Here is a 14645-nt window from a genome sequence, read left to right as displayed (position 1 = left end):
CGTGGCGGCGGGGCGCGTTTGCGCCCCGCCGAATCGCCCGATCAGGTGCGCGGCTTTTTGAGCTTGCTGACGAGCAATTTGTCGACCCGGCGCCCGTCCATATCCACGACCTCGAAGTGCAGGCCGATGGCCTCGAGCTCATCGCCCTCGGTAGGGATGCGCCCGAGATAATGCAGGACCAGCCCGGCCACGCTCTGGAAGTCGCCCTCCTCTTCGGCCTCCAGCGTCTTAATCCCCAGCGCATCCTTGAAGTCGTCGATGCTCGCCATGCCGCCGATGAGCCAGCTGCCGTCGCGGCGCTGGACGATCTCCGGGTGGCCGACTTCTTTCTCGTTGGGCACCTCGCCCACGATGGCCTCCAGCAGGTCAATGATCGTGACCAGCCCGGCGGTGCCGCCGTATTCGTCCACGACCAGCGCGATATGCTTTCCGGAGCGCTTAAACTCCTCCAGCGCGGTGAGCGCCGGCATCGACTCGGGCACAAAGAGCGGCTCCTGCAGGCCGCCCATCAGGTTGAACTCGTCCGACAAATTCAGCTCACCGAACAGCTTCTTGACCGAGGCCATGCCGACAATCTCGTCCTTCGATTCGTCGTAGACCGGCAGATAGGAGTGGTAGGAGTTTTTGATCTTCTCGAGGCTCTCCTCGTCGGAGTCGCGGATGTCGATCGCCTTGATCTGGGTGCGCGGGGTCATCACGTCGCTGACGTCGCGGTCGCCCAGGCGGATGATACGCTTCATCATCGCCTCTTCGGAGGGCTCCAGCGCGCCGGCGCGCGTGCCCTCTTCGATCAACAACTTGACCTCTTCCTCGGTGACGGCGCGGCGCGCGGCCCCCTTAAACCCGACGAGTCGCAGCGCGACGTGGGTCGACACCGTGAGCACGCGCACCGCGGGGCGCGCGATCAGCGCAAGCAAAAGGATGGGGCGGACCACGATCACCGCGATGCGCTCGGCGCGTGCCATGCCAAGGTTCTTGGGCGCCAATTCCCCGATGACCAGGGAGAAGTAGGTGATCGTGGTGACCACGAGCCCCAACGCGAGACCTTCGCTATAGGGGGCAAGAACCGCGATCTTCGCGATATAGACGCTCACGCCCTCGGCGAAGGCTGCACCACCAAAAGCGCCCGCCAGGACGCCGACCAGGGTGATGCCGATCTGCACCGCGGCCAGAAAATCGGAGGGGTCATCCAACAGCTCAAGCACCCGCTTGGCGCCGACGCTCCCGTCACTGGCCATCTGTCGCAGCCGCGGGCGGCGCGAGGAAACGATGGCCATCTCGGACATCGCGAGAACGCCGTTGAGCAAAATCAACACGGTTATAGCGACTATCTTCAGCGTGATCATTCAGCGGTCCTTAAAGGTCCTCAAAAAAGTAAAAGCAGTCGGCATCCAGTGATGCGGCTCTCGGGCAACCTATCAAAACAGGCCCCGGCTTATTCATTTTCGCGCCGAGTCGGTGAGCACCGGCTCGGCGGCGAGCAGGTGTAGCGCGGCGCCCGGAGCGTTTCATATCATCAGTATTTCGAAAAGACACTCTGCCTTCGATGGCACAGCCCCATCATCGAGCCCATAGCGTATCGCTCCACGCCTCGGAGCGCAAAAAAAAGCGCCCATCGGGGCTCGGGGGGCGACACGATTGCCGCGCATACCAGCCGCGCAGCGCGCTCATCAGGGTTGACTCGGTGGGCGCTCAGCCGCTCAGGTCGGAAGCAAGAGCGACGCTTCGACCTCCTCGAGCGACCATCGCTTATCCTCGCGGCACATCGCCTCGATCTGCTCGGGGGGCACCGGCCGGCTAAAGTAGAAGCCCTGCCCGAAGAGGCAGCCCAGGTCTAATAGGAAGCGCCACTGCGCCGGGGTCTCGATGCCCTCGGCAAGCGAGTTCATCTGGAAGTTGCGGGCGAGCTGGACCACGGTGGTGACGATATTGGCGTCGCGCGGGCTGCCGGGGACGCCGTCGACAAAGGAGCGGTCGATCTTCAGGGTGCGCACCGGCATATGCTTGAGGCGCTCCAGGGAGGAGTAGCCGGTGCCGAAATCGTCGATCGAGATATTCAGGCCGCGCTCGTGCATCTGCGCCATGATGGACTCGATGCTATTGGGGCCCTTCATGGTGGCGCTCTCGGTGATCTCGAGCTCGATATCCTTGGGGGAAATATTATGGCGGCTGATGGCGTCGCTGATCTTGTCGACCATGCGGTCTCGCCACAATTGACGGGTCGAGAGATTGATGGCGGCGTAGAGCTTGAGCCCCTGCTTCTGCCATTGAGCGAGTTGGCGACACACCTCGTCGAGCACCCAATCGCCGATGGGCACGATCAGACCATTCTCCTCGGCGATGGGGATGAAGACGCCCGGAGAGATCATGCCGTCTTCGGGTGACTTCCAGCGCAACAGCGCTTCGACGCCGACCATCGCGCCGGTGTTCAGGTCGATGATCGGCTGGTAATAGACGAGGAATTCGTCGCGCTCTAAGGCGTGGTGAAGCTGGGTGTTCAGCGAGAGCAAATGCTGCTGGCGGCGGGCCAGCTCGCCGGCGTAGAAGCAATAGCCGCTTCGGCCCATTTCCTTGGAGCGGTTGACCGCCCGGTGGGCGTGCTTGACCAGGGTGTCGGCGTCGTCGGCGTCGCTGGGATAGAGGCTGATACCGACGCTCAGGGTGACGAAGGACTCATTGCCCAGCAGTTTCACCGGCATCTTCATGGCGGTGAGCAACTTGTCGGCCTGAGCGCGCACGCCGTCGATTCGCTGGGCCTCATCGCCCTCGAAGTTCGTGCCATCCAGATAGATCAGATACTCATCGGCGTTGGGTCGGGCGAGCAGCGCGTCCTCGCCGTAGACTTCGCGCAGGCGCCGGGCGACCTCGACGATTAACTCGTCGCCGGCCTCGTGGCCCAGGATATCGTTGACCAGGTGGAAGCGGTCGACGTCGACATAAAACAGCGCGCCGACCGCGTTGGGGGCCGCGATCTTTTCTTCCAGCTCTTCGAGGAAGCGCACGCGGTTGGGAAGCCCGGTCATCGTGTCAAAATACGCGATATATTCCAGTCGCTCCTCGGCGCGTTTTCGATCGGTGATATTGACCATCACCCCGGCGACCGAGACTCGCTCGCCGTCTTCATCGCGGCGGACATGCCCGCGGTCTTCGAACCATAATTTGCGTTTTCGGTCGGCATGCCACAGGCGATATTCGACGATATACTCGTCCGACGTCTCGATCTGAGCGAGGATGGATTCGTGGACGCGCGCGCGGTCGGCCGGCTCGATTAATTCATGCCAGAACAGCGGGTCGGCGTCGCAGTCTTCGATGCGGACACCCAATAGGGTCTCGGCCGCCGGGCTGATATAACTGAGGTCGAAATTTGGGAAGCCCGACATATACATAATATCCGGGACCGTCTCGACCATCAGGCGGAAGCGGCGCTCGGATTTGCGGATTTCGCTGAAGAGTTCATGGCGCTGCAGGGCCACGCCGATCTGGCGGGCGATCGCCTCAACCAGGGTGATGTGGCGCTGGTCGAAGCCGTCGCAGCCCCCGCGCATCGCCAGGCTGAGGACGCCGACGCACTCCCCGGCGACCGTGATGGGGCTGGCAAGAATCGAGCTAAAACCGATATCCTCAAAATGTCGGTGGGTGAGGTCGGATTCTGGATAATTGTCGACGATGATGGAGCAGAAGTCCTGCATCACCTTGCCGGTGATTTTGCCGTCGGCGTCAAAGGGCTGACTCAGGCTTTCCTGCTCCTGGGGCGTGGCGCCGACGGTCCAGCGGTAGGCCATCAGGCCGTCGTCATTCTGCAACGCGACGCCGCCCATATCCGCGCCGGTGAGCAACATGGCGGCGTTGACCGCCTTTCGCCCCAACTTCTCGACGTCCATTTCCTGGGACAGGCTCTCGACCACGGCGCCGAGCCCTTCGACATGCTCGCGGGCTTCGGTCGCGGCGCGGAAATCCTGATAATCCCCGACAAACGCGACGATATCGCCGTGCACGCCGAGGATTGGGGCGATGCTGAGGCGAACCGGCAGCGCGCTGCCGTCCTGGGTGCAGCGCAGCACCTGGCCGTGCCAGACCCCCGCCTTCTTGGCGGCCTCAAGCACCTGGCGAGGCTGGGACTCCAGCGGCTGCCCTTCCACCGCCAAAAACTCGGTCGTCTTCCCGACAATCTCGTCGTATTCGTAGCCAAAGAGGTCGCAGAAGGCCTGATTGACCCGCAAAATCCGGTCATTGAGGTCCACGATGATGATGCCGTTGGCGACGGTCGCGGCGATCCCTTCGAGCTCGCGCTCCCGGGCGTGAAGCTCTTGCTTCCACACGCGCAGCGACGCCTGGTAGCAACGAATCACCCCAAAGAATAACCCCGCGGTGATCAAGACCACGCCGATTTCGGGCAAGAAGCGCCAGACAAAGGAGTCGGAAATATCCAAACCGACCGCCTCAATCAACGCGCGAGAGCCAAATACCCAAACGCCCATCGCCACGGCGTAGCCCACGGCAAGCGCCGCGACGGAGACATCCCGCCCGTCCGCTGGTACCTGCGCTTTGTCGGCCTGGTTCATATTGGACATCTCAAAAGGATACTCTTTTTATCTCGCATTGATGAAAAGCGCGCAAGCTCAAAAGTCGCGCCGGCGAATGCTCGGCGCTGCGAGCATGGCAGCCGCGCGGTCGGTTCACGATAGCCGTTGCGATTTGCATTGCATCGAAACATCTTTGGGGTAGCATCGCCAGCCGGCGATACCTAAGGGCGAATTTTCGCGCGCCCGAGTTCTATCGACAGAGTGCCACATTTTACCCGTTCGTCCTAGAACTCACGGCACAAAACTTATCACAACGGCCTGCATTGTACTGCACCTGCGACTTTTTTCAACTGCAACGCTTTTTTTACGATTTTCAATTGGCGCCTCCCCCACGGCTCGTGGTGGGATATGGCCAGGTCCCGTGTACCACGCCCGGAGAGCCGGGTAAAATTTTCGCGCAAAGCCCCGGCCCGGCGCGTCCAGACCGCAGAGAGCACGCGTTTAACCTCCTCATAACGACTCTTAAGCTCATGAAATCACCGCAAGACAGCGCGCCAGATAATCACAGCGGCCCCGTGACGCGCGACTATATCGGGAAACCTAGCATATCGGAGCCAGAAATGTCGGAGTGCGCCGACGCGCCGGCGGCCGGGCTCACGATCTTTCAGCACCGACGCGGCTACCGCTTCGGGCTCGACGCCCTCCTATTGGCCACGGACCTGGAGCATTGCGGCGTCGCCCCGCCGGGGGACCCGAAATCGGACTCCCCGGCGCAGTCGGCCCCGTGCGTGGTCGAGTTTGGCGCGGCCCAGGGCATCGTGTCATTGTGCGTGGCGCGCCAATACCCGCACCTTGAGGTAGTCGCGGTCGAGCGCCAGGAGGCGCTGTTCGGGCTGTTGGAGCAAAATATCGAGGCGAATCGCCTTCAGCAGCAGGTGCGCGCTCTGCGCCTTGATATTCGCGACATTCGCGCGCCCAACCGCGTCGACTCGGCCCCCGGGCTCGCCGCGCATTCGGCTGACCTTGTGCTGTGCAACCCGCCGTATTTCAAAAAGGGGGACCGCCGCCCGAGCGCGAACCCGGAGCGTGCGGCGGCGCGCCACGAGCTGCACGGCGGGCTGGGTGATTTTGTGGACGCGGCGCGCTATATCCTGAAGCAGCGCGGCCGCCTGAAGATCATCTTGCCGCCGATTCGCCTGGCGGAGCTGCTCAGCTGCATTGAGGGGAGCGACCTGGCGATGGAGACGATGCGATTTTTCCACTCGCGCGCCGACTCCGACGCCTATCTTGTCGAGTCGGTGCTGCGCCGCGGCGGCTCCCCAGATATGCGGGTGCGTGCGCCGCTATTTATCTACCAAAACGCCGACGATTATAGCGAAGAGGTCCGCCGGCGCGTCGACGGCGCGGCCGCCCTCGCCGAACCGATGGAGCCGCAGCAATGAAGGAGATGATGCGCCCAAAATACGCACAATTATTCACCGCGGCGCTCCTGGTCGCCTGCGCCGGGCTGGGCGCCTGCGCCACGCCGAGCGACCCCTCGCTCTCCCCGCAGGAGCGAGCGTTTCAGCGCGGTCAGACCACCATCCGTGCGGGCGTCAAAGACGCCTCAGAGGAGTCGGCGTCGGTCGAGGAGTTCGTGGTTCGGGCCCGCCAAAACCCCTGCCAATGCGACGCCCCTCCGGACGAGATCTATATCCACGAGCGCTGGACGCGCGTCTATTTCGAGGGAGACAAGGCGGTGCTCGGCGCCCTTAGAAAGGCGCACGCTGGCGCCGAGGAGCGCGCGCGCATCGAGACCCTATTGGTGCGCGGCGCCCTCGGCGCAAGGACGCGCCCCAGCCCGCGCGGGATCGCGTATCCGGTCTTTGAGGTACGCGCCCTGGATTAAGGCGCCAGGATATCGAGTGGATTATCGGCGAAGCGGGGCGCGGTCATCTTCGACGTCGACCCCGTATTTGCGCGCGAGGCCCTCGCCGGTCGCGTCGATCATGCGCGCGCGCACGAGCTCATCCATCGGCGCCTTATAGCGCTGAACCTGCAGGACCATCTGGGCGAGTGACTCGGGGCGGTACCCCAGGTCGGCCTCGATAAACTCGAGCACCGTGGGGGCCGAGTGCATGGCCGCCGGCGCGGTGCTCATAAAGTTATTCAGAAACCGCAGCGCTCGCCGCACGCTCCAGCCGCCGCGCGACATCACGGGCAACTCGTGGGTGAGCAGCAGCGCGTCGATCTCGAGGCGCTGCAGGCGCTCCAGGCTGATCAAATAGGGCTGCACGCCCTCCATCTTTTTGGGAATCCCGAGGGTCGAGAAGCCCCCGGCGAAGGCGGTGCGACGCGCGGCGTCATAATAGCAAAGATGGCCCGGGGCGGGGCCTGGGGTGGCGAGCACCTCGAATTCGAAGTTCCCGGCGCACACGGTGTGCGCGTTTCGAAGCGGCACAAACGGCATGCGCGCGGGCATCGGCGGGAAATACGTCTTGATGACCGCGTCGACGGCGTCGAGCTCGTCGGCCCCATAGCCAACCTCGAGGTCAACCAGGGCGCGCGCGGTGTCGCGAAAAGCGGCGCGACGCCCGGCGATCTGCGCCTCATAATGCGAGGGCTCGACCATATCTGGGCTGAACACGAAGTGATCGGCGCCCGGAATATTCGCCGCAGCCCCCAGAACTTCGATATCCCAACTGGTATAGAGCACCCGCTCGATCCCGCCGAGCCCGACCCCCAACTCGCGCAGCGCCTCGGAGAGGGCTTCGAATTGGGCGGGATGCCCGGCGTTAATGAGCGCGGGAGCGGCGCCCTCGAGCAAATAAATATGCGTCGGGGCGCTCAACAACTCGGGCAGGCCCGCCGGTTTTTTGAGGGTGATGCGGTGGATGTCGTCGGAGACGCGCTGAAGCTCGTACATGAAATTCGCGGGGGGGGGTGAGGGATTGGGCGCGGCCGCGGCGGGTTCAGGCCCGAAGGCCTGAAAACCCGCCGGCGAGCGTTATCCCTGGTAGCTAAAGCGCAATTCGTAGTCGCACAGAAAGAAGATATCGCCGTCCTCAATGCGCTTGGATTCGATACGATTGCCGCGGTACTCGATGCCGTTGGTGGAGCCGAGATCCTTGATATAATAATTGCCGTTTCGGTGGATGACCGCGCAATGCTGGCGCGAGATATTTCCGTCCCGAATGGTCAGGTCGGTCTGCTGGCTGCCGCGACCAATGATAAATTTATCATTATTGACCAGGTACCGGTTATTATTAAAGATCAGGTAGAGCGGTCCTCGGCCCGGGCCCGGCTGGGGCGCGGCGGGGGGCGCAGGCTGGGCATAGCCGCGGCCTGGCGCGGCAGGCTGCTGGTATGCGCCGGGCGGCCCCGGGGGGCCAGGACGCGGGGGCGGCGGAGGCGGCGGCGGGCCACCGGCGCCGCGCGCCGGCGCCTGGCCATAGGGCTGCGGGCCACCCTGCACCGCTGGAATATGCTGGAAGGTGCGATGATCCATCGCGCCACCGCGGGGTTGCCCCCAATTCTGGCCGGGAGCCGCAGGGGCATCAGCATACGGAGCCTGACCACCGCCTACGGGGTCGCCAGGCGCATAATCACGGCTGCGGGCATAGTGGCGCATCGACTCATTGATGAGATAATCCATCGAGCAGCCCAATTCCTGGGTCATTTGCTCGAAGAGATCCCACAAATAATCTCGGCAATAAAAGCTTCGAAGTGTTTTTCTATTCTGGTCGGTCATCGAGATATTTCCCCTTCTGTTTGCATGGGGAACAAAGCGTCTGGCAGTCCCGCCCACCCTACGCAATCAGCGTTGTCGAGTTGCTTCGTTCTTCAAAGTGGCACCCTATCACACCGCGCTAAAATATGTCTACAATTGACTTTTTGTCCAGCGTCGCCCGAAACCGGGTGTTCAAAGCCGACTGAAATCGCTCTTTTCGCTTCATCTCATAGGCAGCGGAGACCCGGGCAGAATTCGACTAGACTAATCTTGGCCGGTGTTTAGGTTGCCCCGCGCTGTTCGCTCGCCGAGCAAAACGACGAAGGCCATATGCCTTTGCCCCCATCACCGTCACCCCATTTGAGGACATCATGAAAACACTCGCCGCTGTTGCCTGGAAAGCCAAAGAACCGTTGGAAGTCATCGAAGTCGACTTGGAAGGGCCGCGCGCCGGCGAGGTGCTCATCGAAATGCACGCCACCGGCGTCTGCCATACCGACGCCTATACCCTCAGCGGCGCCGACCCGGAGGGACTCTTCCCGGCGATCCTCGGCCATGAGGGCGCCGGCGTTGTGGTCGAAGTCGGCCCGGGCGTGACCGGGCTTGAGGTCGGCGACCATGTCATCCCGCTCTACACGCCGGAGTGTCGCCAGTGTGAGTATTGCCTGAACCCGAAGACCAACCTGTGCCAGTCCATCCGCAGCACCCAGGGCGCCGGGCTGATGCCCGACGGCACATCGCGCTTTAGCCTCAACGGCAAGCCGATCTTCCATTATATGGGCACCTCCACCTTCTCGCAGTACACGGTGCTCCCGGAGATCGCGGTGGCCAAGATCCGCAAGGACGCCCCGATGGATAAGGTCTGCCTGCTGGGCTGCGGCGTGACGACCGGCATCGGCGCGGTCATCCGCACCGCCAAGGTCGAGCCCGGCTCGACGGTGGTGGTCTTCGGACTTGGCGGCATCGGCCTCAACGTGATCCAGGGGGCCAAATTGGTCGGCGCCGACATGATCGTCGGCGTGGATATCAACCCGGCCAAGGAAGCGCTGGGACGCTCGTTTGGCATGACGCATTTCGTCAATCCCAAGGATGTCGAAGGCGACCTGGTCAAACACCTGGTCGACTTCACCAACGGCGGCGCCGACTACACCTTTGAGTGCATCGGCAACGTGAACCTGATGCGCATCGCGCTTGAGTGTGCGCATAAGGGTTGGGGCGAGAGCGTGGTGATCGGGGTGGCCGGCGCGGGCGAAGAAATCTCGACGCGTCCCTTCCAATTGGTCACCGGTCGTGTGTGGAAAGGCAGCGCCTTCGGCGGCTACCGCGGCCGCACCGACGTCCCGAAGCTGGTCGATTGGTATATGGACGACAAGATCGAGATCGACTCGCAGGTGACTTACGAGTTCGGCCTCAAGGATATCAACAAAGCCTTCGATATGATGCGTGAAGGCAAGGCGATTCGAAGCGTAATCAAATTCAAATAAGCGGCTGATCGCGCGATGACACAAAAAAGAGGCGCTCCTTTCGGGGCGCCTCTTTTTTGTAACTTTTCACTTCGAGCGATGGACTCGTCGGCTTACTCAGCCGCGCTCAACGCGGCTTTGGACTTCGCGCGGGCCTTGGCCTGAAACCCCTTGCCCTCGGCCCACAGGCGCTCCTGCTCTGCCTGGGGCGGCAGCGCCCAGCCTGGCTCGTAGCCAAAGGCATCGCGGGCCGAACGCGCGCTGAAGTCCTCGCCGAGAATATCGAAGTGGTCCAGGGTCACCAGCGACGGATGCGGCACCCCGCAGGCGTTGGCTAGCTCCATAATCTCGTACTGAAGATTCAGCGCGTAGTTGGCAAAGCGCACCGACTTATGCTGCGGGTCGAGCCCGCGCATCAGCCATTTATTCTGGGTGGTGATACCCGCCGGGCATTTATTGGTCTGGCAGCGCTGCGCCTGAATGCAGCCGATGGCGAGCAGGGCCTCGCGCGCCACCGAGATCATGTCGCAGCCGAGCGCGTGGGCGAGCAGCGCGGACTGCGGGAAGCCTAACTTACCCGAGCCGACGAAGACGACATTATCGGCGATGCCGCGGATCGCGAACTCACGATAGACCCGCGGGAAGCCCGTCTTGAACGGATAGGAAACGTGGTCCGAGAACGCCAGCGGCGCCGCGCCGGTGCCGCCTTCGCCGCCGTCGATGACGATAAAGTCGACGCCGCGCTTTCCGTCGACCATCTTCTCGGCCAACTCCTGCCAGAAGTCCATCTGACCCACCGCGGATTTGATCCCCACCGGCAGGCCGGTGGCCTGCGCGATCATCTCCACAAAGTCGAGCATCTCATCGACGTTGGTAAACTCCCTATGTGAGGAGGGGCTCACACAATCGACACCCATCGGGATGCCACGGATGGCGGCGATCTCCTCGGTGATCTTTCCTGCCGGCAACACGCCGCCGTGACCGGGCTTGGCGCCCTGGCTCAATTTTATCTCAATCGCCCGCACCGGATAACGCGCGATCACCTCTTTTAACTTCTCAAGGTTAAAGCGGCCCTCCTCATCGCGGCAGCCGAAATACCCGGTGCCGATCTGCCACATGATATCGCCGCCGTGCCCGTGGTGCGGCGTCACGGAGCCCTCGCCCGAGTTGTGCATGCAGTGGGCCATCGCGGCGCCTTTGTTGAGCGCCTCGACCGCCGGCGCGCTGAGCGAACCGTAGCTCATCGCGGAAATATATATCGTGGATTCCGGGCGGAACGCTTTGGCGCGCCCGCGCGCCGCGCCCCACACCTTCGAGCAGGCGATGGTCGGCAGTTCCTCGGGGCCGCGCGGCGGCGGGCTGTGGGGAAACGCGGAGTGCTTGATGATCAGATAGTTTAGCTCGTTCTCGATCGCGTTGTCGGTGCCGAAGCCATAATAGTTATTTTCTTTTTTCGACGACGCGTAGACCCAGCTTCGCTCGTCGCGGTTGAAGGGACGCTCCTGATTGTTGTTGGTCACGATATATTGGCGCAGCTCCGGGCCAATCCCCTCAAGGATATAGCGCAGATGCCCAATCACCGGGAAATTTCGCAGGATCGTATGCTTAGACTGGACGAGATCATAGATCGCGACCAGCACGAGAAACCCCACCAGCAGACCGATGATTCCAATAAAAATTAGAGTAACCATGCTCATAGCTGTATGTCCCTGAACAATTTAACGTAGAACGAGAACGATAATGTCGTAAATCGCGTGGGTATACGCTGCAACGGCGAATCCACGTAGGTAGAATATGCCTGCCAGCATCACCCCGGCGATGAAACGGAAGAAAAAAGACCCCAACTCGAATGCATCGCCCATATTCCCGATATAATGGACGCCGCTAAATGCCAAGCTCGATATAAGAACCGCCGAAATTGCCGCCGCCCACACCGGCATCTTGATGGCGCGCGCGCCCAGCCAGAACAGCCCGCCCATCAAAAAGAGGCGGAAAACGATCTCTTCGTAGAGACCGGCGCCCACGCTCATCACCAGTTTGCTAAAGGTCCCCAGGCCGCCTACGCCCTCGCCTGCCCCGCTTGCCAAAAAGATATCCAGCCCAAAAAACTGCATCACGCCGATGACCGCGCCGCCAAAAAAGAAGGCATAGATCGTGCTCTCCAGCAGGACCTTGGGCCACAGACGCGGGTTAAACCCGCCCTTTTTGCGCATCCAGAGGACCACGCCCCCGAAGATCACCAACAGGGCCAGGTTGATCAGGAAATAATTCCAAAAGCTATGCCCGGCCAGGGCCATCAGCCCGTCGGTCATGAAGTCCACGCCGTTGCGCACCCCGCCGGTGGCCAGCAGCCCAAGCTGGTAGATCACGAACAGCGGGAAGACCAAGATGATACTGGTCGACAACTCCCGACTCTCATTGAAATAAGACTGTATGGCTTCTTTCATGGCTTTCACCCTGCGAATTTAAATGTGGCAACATGCCCGCGCTCGTCACAACCTATAAACCAACGACACCCTATAATCTATTCACCGCCCCCTCCGATTGGGGATGGGCGGATTACTCGTGGATTGGGGGCGCGCTTCGGTTTGTCATTGCTAATAGATTCGCTATAACGCAGAAGTCATGGCGTCTACTAAAAAAGAGGGTAATCTTATGTCACGAGGAAATTGGTCACGATTGTTAGACCCGCAGAAGCGCCGGTTGGCCAGCGTCTACGCGTTGCTGATGAGCGCCGGGGTCAGCCTGTGGTGCGCGTCGCCGGCGCTGGCGCAGGAAAGCGCCACAACACCAGAACGTCCACGCGACCTGATTAATTTCGACTCATTAGCGCCCTGGCAGCAGGTCCTGGTCGAATTCTTCAAGGTCACCCTCTTTGGCATCGAGCTGTGGCGCATCACCCTGGCGGTCGGGGCGCTGGCGTTTGGCTTCGTGCTGCGCAGCCACATTTTGGACCGCCTCTTCCGCCCCCTGAAGGCGCTGACCAAGCGCAGCAATACGAGCATCGACGATGTCCTGCTGGAGACCCTTCGCCGGCCACTGACCTGGGTGATTCGCATGGTCGCCTTCTATGTCGCGCTGGTGATCCTGGAGCCGGCAGACTCCCTGATGCGCGTGGCCACCCTCGGGCTGCAGACCGTGGGCACCATCATGGTCGCCTGGGTGATCTTCCACCTGGTCGACATCTTCGCGATGGCGCTGACGCGCTCCAATGGAGAGAACGGCTCGGCCTCACTGGACCGCCAGTTGGTCCCGCTGGTCATGAACGTGGTGCGCGCGGTCCTCTTCGTCTTCGTGGCGATCGCGCTGATCCAGCAGTGGGGCTACGACGTCACCAGCCTGGTGGCGGGCCTGGGCATCGGCGGCCTGGCCTTCGCCCTGGCCGCCAAACCCACCCTGTCGAATTGGTTCGGCTCCCTGATGATCTTCACCGACCGCCCCTTCAAAATCGGCGACTGGGTCAAGACCCGCCACGGCGAGGGCGTGGTCGAGGATATCGGGCTTCGCTCCACCAAGATCCGCACCTTCGCCGAGACCCTGATCACGGTGCCCAACTCCGACGTCGCCTCGATCGCCATCGAGAATTGCTCCGCGATGCCCAAGCGCCGCCTGCTCACCAGCATCGGCATCGCCTACGGCACCACTGGCGCCCAGATGGAGGAGATCATCGCCGGCATCAAGGAGCTTCTGGCGGCCGACGAGCGCATCGAGGACGACACCTGGCGGGTGCACTTCGACACCTTCGGCACCAGCTCCCTCGAGATCCTCATGCAATGCTGGATGATCTCGCCGAATTACGTCAACTTCCTGACCGTCAAACAGGAGCTTTTCCTGGAGATGATGAAGGTCGTGGAGCGCGCGGGCACCTCCTTTGCGCTTCCGACCCAGGCGATTCATATGAACGAGCGCCCCCGCGGCCCGCGTCAATTGGGCGACGCGCACCAGCCAGCCAAAGAGCCGGCGCATACAACTTCGTAATCCCGGCGCGCCCCAGAAACGCGCCAGACGCACACTACTTCTACCTCTGCGAAACGAAGGCCTTCTAAGATGCCAACAGTCAGTCGACTTTTTCTCAAATGCGGCCTGATCTATTTCGTGGCCGCGATGGCCTCGGGCGTCGCGATGGGCTGGCTCGGGCCGGCCTGGGGGGCGGTGCTGCTGCCGACCTATATCCATCTCTTTGTGGTCGGATGGATCACCCAGATCATCATCGGGGTGGCGCTGTGGCTCTTCCCCAAATGGTCCAAGGAGCAGCCGCGCGGGCGTGAGTGGCTGTCCTGGCTGGCCCTGGTGACGCTCAACCTCGGGCTGCTCCTCCGCCTGGGCACCGAGTCGATGCACGGGCTCAACCGCCTCGACCCCGCCTCCCAGAAATGGCTGGCCTGGGGCCTGGTCGCCTCGGCCCTGCTCCAATGGGTCGGCGGCATGGCCTTTATGATCAACATCTGGGGCCGCATTAAACCCAAAAAAGTCCGAAAACCACGCGTCAAAAAGAGCGCCCCAAAAGATGGGAAGAAGAAAGTCGCCGCGAAGCAAGACGGAGGCCGCCCATGATGCCGACCCTCACCGTCTGGGCGCTGCGGCTGGCCTGCGCGCATCTGGCCTGCGGCCTCACCGTGGGCGCCCTGCTCCTGGCCAATAAAGGCATCCCGTTTGGGGCCGGCTCGAATTGGCTGGGCGTGCATTTTCACACCATGACCTTCGGGTGGACCATCCAATTCGTCATCGGCGTCGCCTATTGGATCCTGCCGACCTTCGGGCGGCGCAATAACAAGGGAAACGACGCCCTCGCCTGGGGCAGCGTGGCGCTGCTCAACCTCGGCACCGTCGTCGGTTGCCTCACCGGCACCTTCAGCGCCGCCGGCTTCACCCTTCAGGCCCTGGCCGCCCTCGCCTTCGCCGCCCATATGTGGCCGCGCGTCAAGCCCTTCGGCGCCAAGGCCAATTAAC

At 62.2% G+C, this 14645-nt stretch carries 12 protein-coding genes; 6 read left to right on the top strand and 6 right to left on the bottom strand.

Annotated features, from left to right (window positions below; genetic code table 11):
- Window positions 1-41: 41 nt before the first annotated feature.
- Entirely contained in the window at window positions 42-1346 is a 1305-nt protein-coding gene (locus DN745_RS00255; RefSeq protein ID WP_111331069.1) for a hemolysin family protein, read from the bottom strand.
- Window positions 1347-1700: 354 nt separating this feature from the next.
- Entirely contained in the window at window positions 1701-4571 is a 2871-nt protein-coding gene (locus tag DN745_RS00250) for an EAL domain-containing protein (protein WP_111331068.1), read from the bottom strand.
- A 572-nt stretch (window positions 4572-5143) separates the two neighbouring features.
- Here DN745_RS00250 and DN745_RS00245 point away from each other — a divergent pair.
- Together DN745_RS00245 and DN745_RS00240 are read left to right on the top strand one after the other, a co-directional pair.
- Window positions 5144-5965 carry a tRNA1(Val) (adenine(37)-N6)-methyltransferase gene (locus DN745_RS00245; RefSeq protein ID WP_162687360.1) on the top strand — a complete coding sequence of 274 codons (822 nt, stop codon included), beginning with the start codon at window positions 5144-5146 and terminating at the stop codon, window positions 5963-5965.
- Window positions 5962-6411: a hypothetical protein gene (locus tag DN745_RS00240; protein ID WP_111331064.1), complete on the top strand. Its 450-nt coding sequence runs from the start codon at window positions 5962-5964 to the stop codon at window positions 6409-6411. Before DN745_RS00245 ends, DN745_RS00240 begins: the two co-directional genes overlap by 4 nt.
- A 21-nt stretch (window positions 6412-6432) precedes the next feature.
- Here the strand turns inward: DN745_RS00240 and DN745_RS00235 are convergent, their stop codons facing one another.
- Together DN745_RS00235 and DN745_RS00230 are read right to left on the bottom strand one after the other, a co-directional pair.
- On the bottom strand, window positions 6433-7428 hold the full coding sequence (locus DN745_RS00235) for an MBL fold metallo-hydrolase (RefSeq protein WP_111331063.1): 996 nt from the start codon (window positions 7426-7428) through the stop codon (window positions 6433-6435).
- An 81-nt stretch (window positions 7429-7509) separates the two neighbouring features.
- The gene (locus DN745_RS00230; RefSeq protein ID WP_111331061.1) at window positions 7510-8253 is read right to left on the bottom strand and encodes an FHA domain-containing protein; all 744 of its coding nucleotides are present in this window, start codon (window positions 8251-8253) and stop codon (window positions 7510-7512) included.
- Between the two features lie 350 nt (window positions 8254-8603).
- Here DN745_RS00230 and DN745_RS00225 point away from each other — a divergent pair, with 350 nt between their 5' ends.
- Window positions 8604-9716, top strand: coding sequence for an S-(hydroxymethyl)glutathione dehydrogenase/class III alcohol dehydrogenase (locus DN745_RS00225; RefSeq protein WP_111331059.1), 1113 nt, complete (start codon window positions 8604-8606; stop codon window positions 9714-9716).
- Window positions 9717-9808: 92 nt separating this feature from the next.
- On the opposite strand, the gene DN745_RS00220 is transcribed toward DN745_RS00225, so the two are convergent.
- Window positions 9809-11392 (bottom strand): FMN-binding glutamate synthase family protein, encoded by a 1584-nt coding sequence (locus DN745_RS00220; RefSeq protein WP_204355054.1) that lies wholly within the window; start codon window positions 11390-11392, stop codon window positions 9809-9811.
- 21 nt (window positions 11393-11413) lie between these two features.
- Window positions 11414-12142: a CPBP family glutamic-type intramembrane protease gene (locus DN745_RS00215; RefSeq protein ID WP_111331058.1), complete on the bottom strand. Its 729-nt coding sequence runs from the start codon at window positions 12140-12142 to the stop codon at window positions 11414-11416.
- Between the two features lie 208 nt (window positions 12143-12350).
- On the opposite strand from DN745_RS00215, the gene DN745_RS00210 reads away from it, so the two are divergent.
- From DN745_RS00210 to DN745_RS00200, 3 genes are all read left to right on the top strand, one after another.
- Entirely contained in the window at window positions 12351-13673 is a 1323-nt protein-coding gene (locus tag DN745_RS00210) for a mechanosensitive ion channel family protein (RefSeq protein WP_162687359.1), read from the top strand.
- A 69-nt stretch (window positions 13674-13742) separates the two neighbouring features.
- Complete coding sequence (locus tag DN745_RS00205; RefSeq protein ID WP_204355053.1) at window positions 13743-14249, top strand: hypothetical protein; 507 nt, start codon at window positions 13743-13745, stop codon at window positions 14247-14249.
- On the top strand, window positions 14246-14644 hold the full coding sequence (locus DN745_RS00200; RefSeq protein WP_111331054.1) for a hypothetical protein: 399 nt from the start codon (window positions 14246-14248) through the stop codon (window positions 14642-14644). Before DN745_RS00205 ends, DN745_RS00200 begins: the two co-directional genes overlap by 4 nt.
- The last annotated feature ends 1 nt before the right edge of the window (window position 14645 follow it).

Source organism: Bradymonas sediminis (assembly GCF_003258315.1).
Taxonomy (GTDB): Bacteria; Myxococcota_A; Bradymonadia; order Bradymonadales; family Bradymonadaceae; genus Bradymonas; species Bradymonas sediminis.
The sequence above is the reverse complement of the archived record's forward strand: the minus strand, read 5'-3'. Positions and strand labels throughout refer to the sequence as shown.

Excerpts from the sequence above, each read along its gene's own strand:
- DN745_RS00240 (WP_111331064.1), top strand. The coding sequence starts at position 5,962 with ATGAAGGAGATGATGCGCCCAAAATACGCACAATTATTCACCGCGGCG.
- DN745_RS00220 (WP_204355054.1), bottom strand. The coding sequence starts at position 11,392 with ATGAGCATGGTTACTCTAATTTTTATTGGAATCATCGGTCTGCTGGTG.
- DN745_RS00215 (WP_111331058.1), bottom strand. The coding sequence starts at position 12,142 with ATGAAAGAAGCCATACAGTCTTATTTCAATGAGAGTCGGGAGTTGTCG.
- DN745_RS00245 (WP_162687360.1), top strand. The coding sequence starts at position 5,144 with ATGTCGGAGTGCGCCGACGCGCCGGCGGCCGGGCTCACGATCTTTCAG.
- DN745_RS00230 (WP_111331061.1), bottom strand. The coding sequence starts at position 8,253 with ATGACCGACCAGAATAGAAAAACACTTCGAAGCTTTTATTGCCGAGAT.
- DN745_RS00205 (WP_204355053.1), top strand. The coding sequence starts at position 13,743 with ATGCCAACAGTCAGTCGACTTTTTCTCAAATGCGGCCTGATCTATTTC.
- DN745_RS00210 (WP_162687359.1), top strand. The coding sequence starts at position 12,351 with ATGTCACGAGGAAATTGGTCACGATTGTTAGACCCGCAGAAGCGCCGG.
- DN745_RS00255 (WP_111331069.1), bottom strand. The coding sequence starts at position 1,346 with ATGATCACGCTGAAGATAGTCGCTATAACCGTGTTGATTTTGCTCAAC.
- DN745_RS00235 (WP_111331063.1), bottom strand. The coding sequence starts at position 7,428 with ATGTACGAGCTTCAGCGCGTCTCCGACGACATCCACCGCATCACCCTC.
- DN745_RS00250 (WP_111331068.1), bottom strand. The coding sequence starts at position 4,571 with ATGTCCAATATGAACCAGGCCGACAAAGCGCAGGTACCAGCGGACGGG.
- DN745_RS00200 (WP_111331054.1), top strand. The coding sequence starts at position 14,246 with ATGATGCCGACCCTCACCGTCTGGGCGCTGCGGCTGGCCTGCGCGCAT.
- DN745_RS00225 (WP_111331059.1), top strand. The coding sequence starts at position 8,604 with ATGAAAACACTCGCCGCTGTTGCCTGGAAAGCCAAAGAACCGTTGGAA.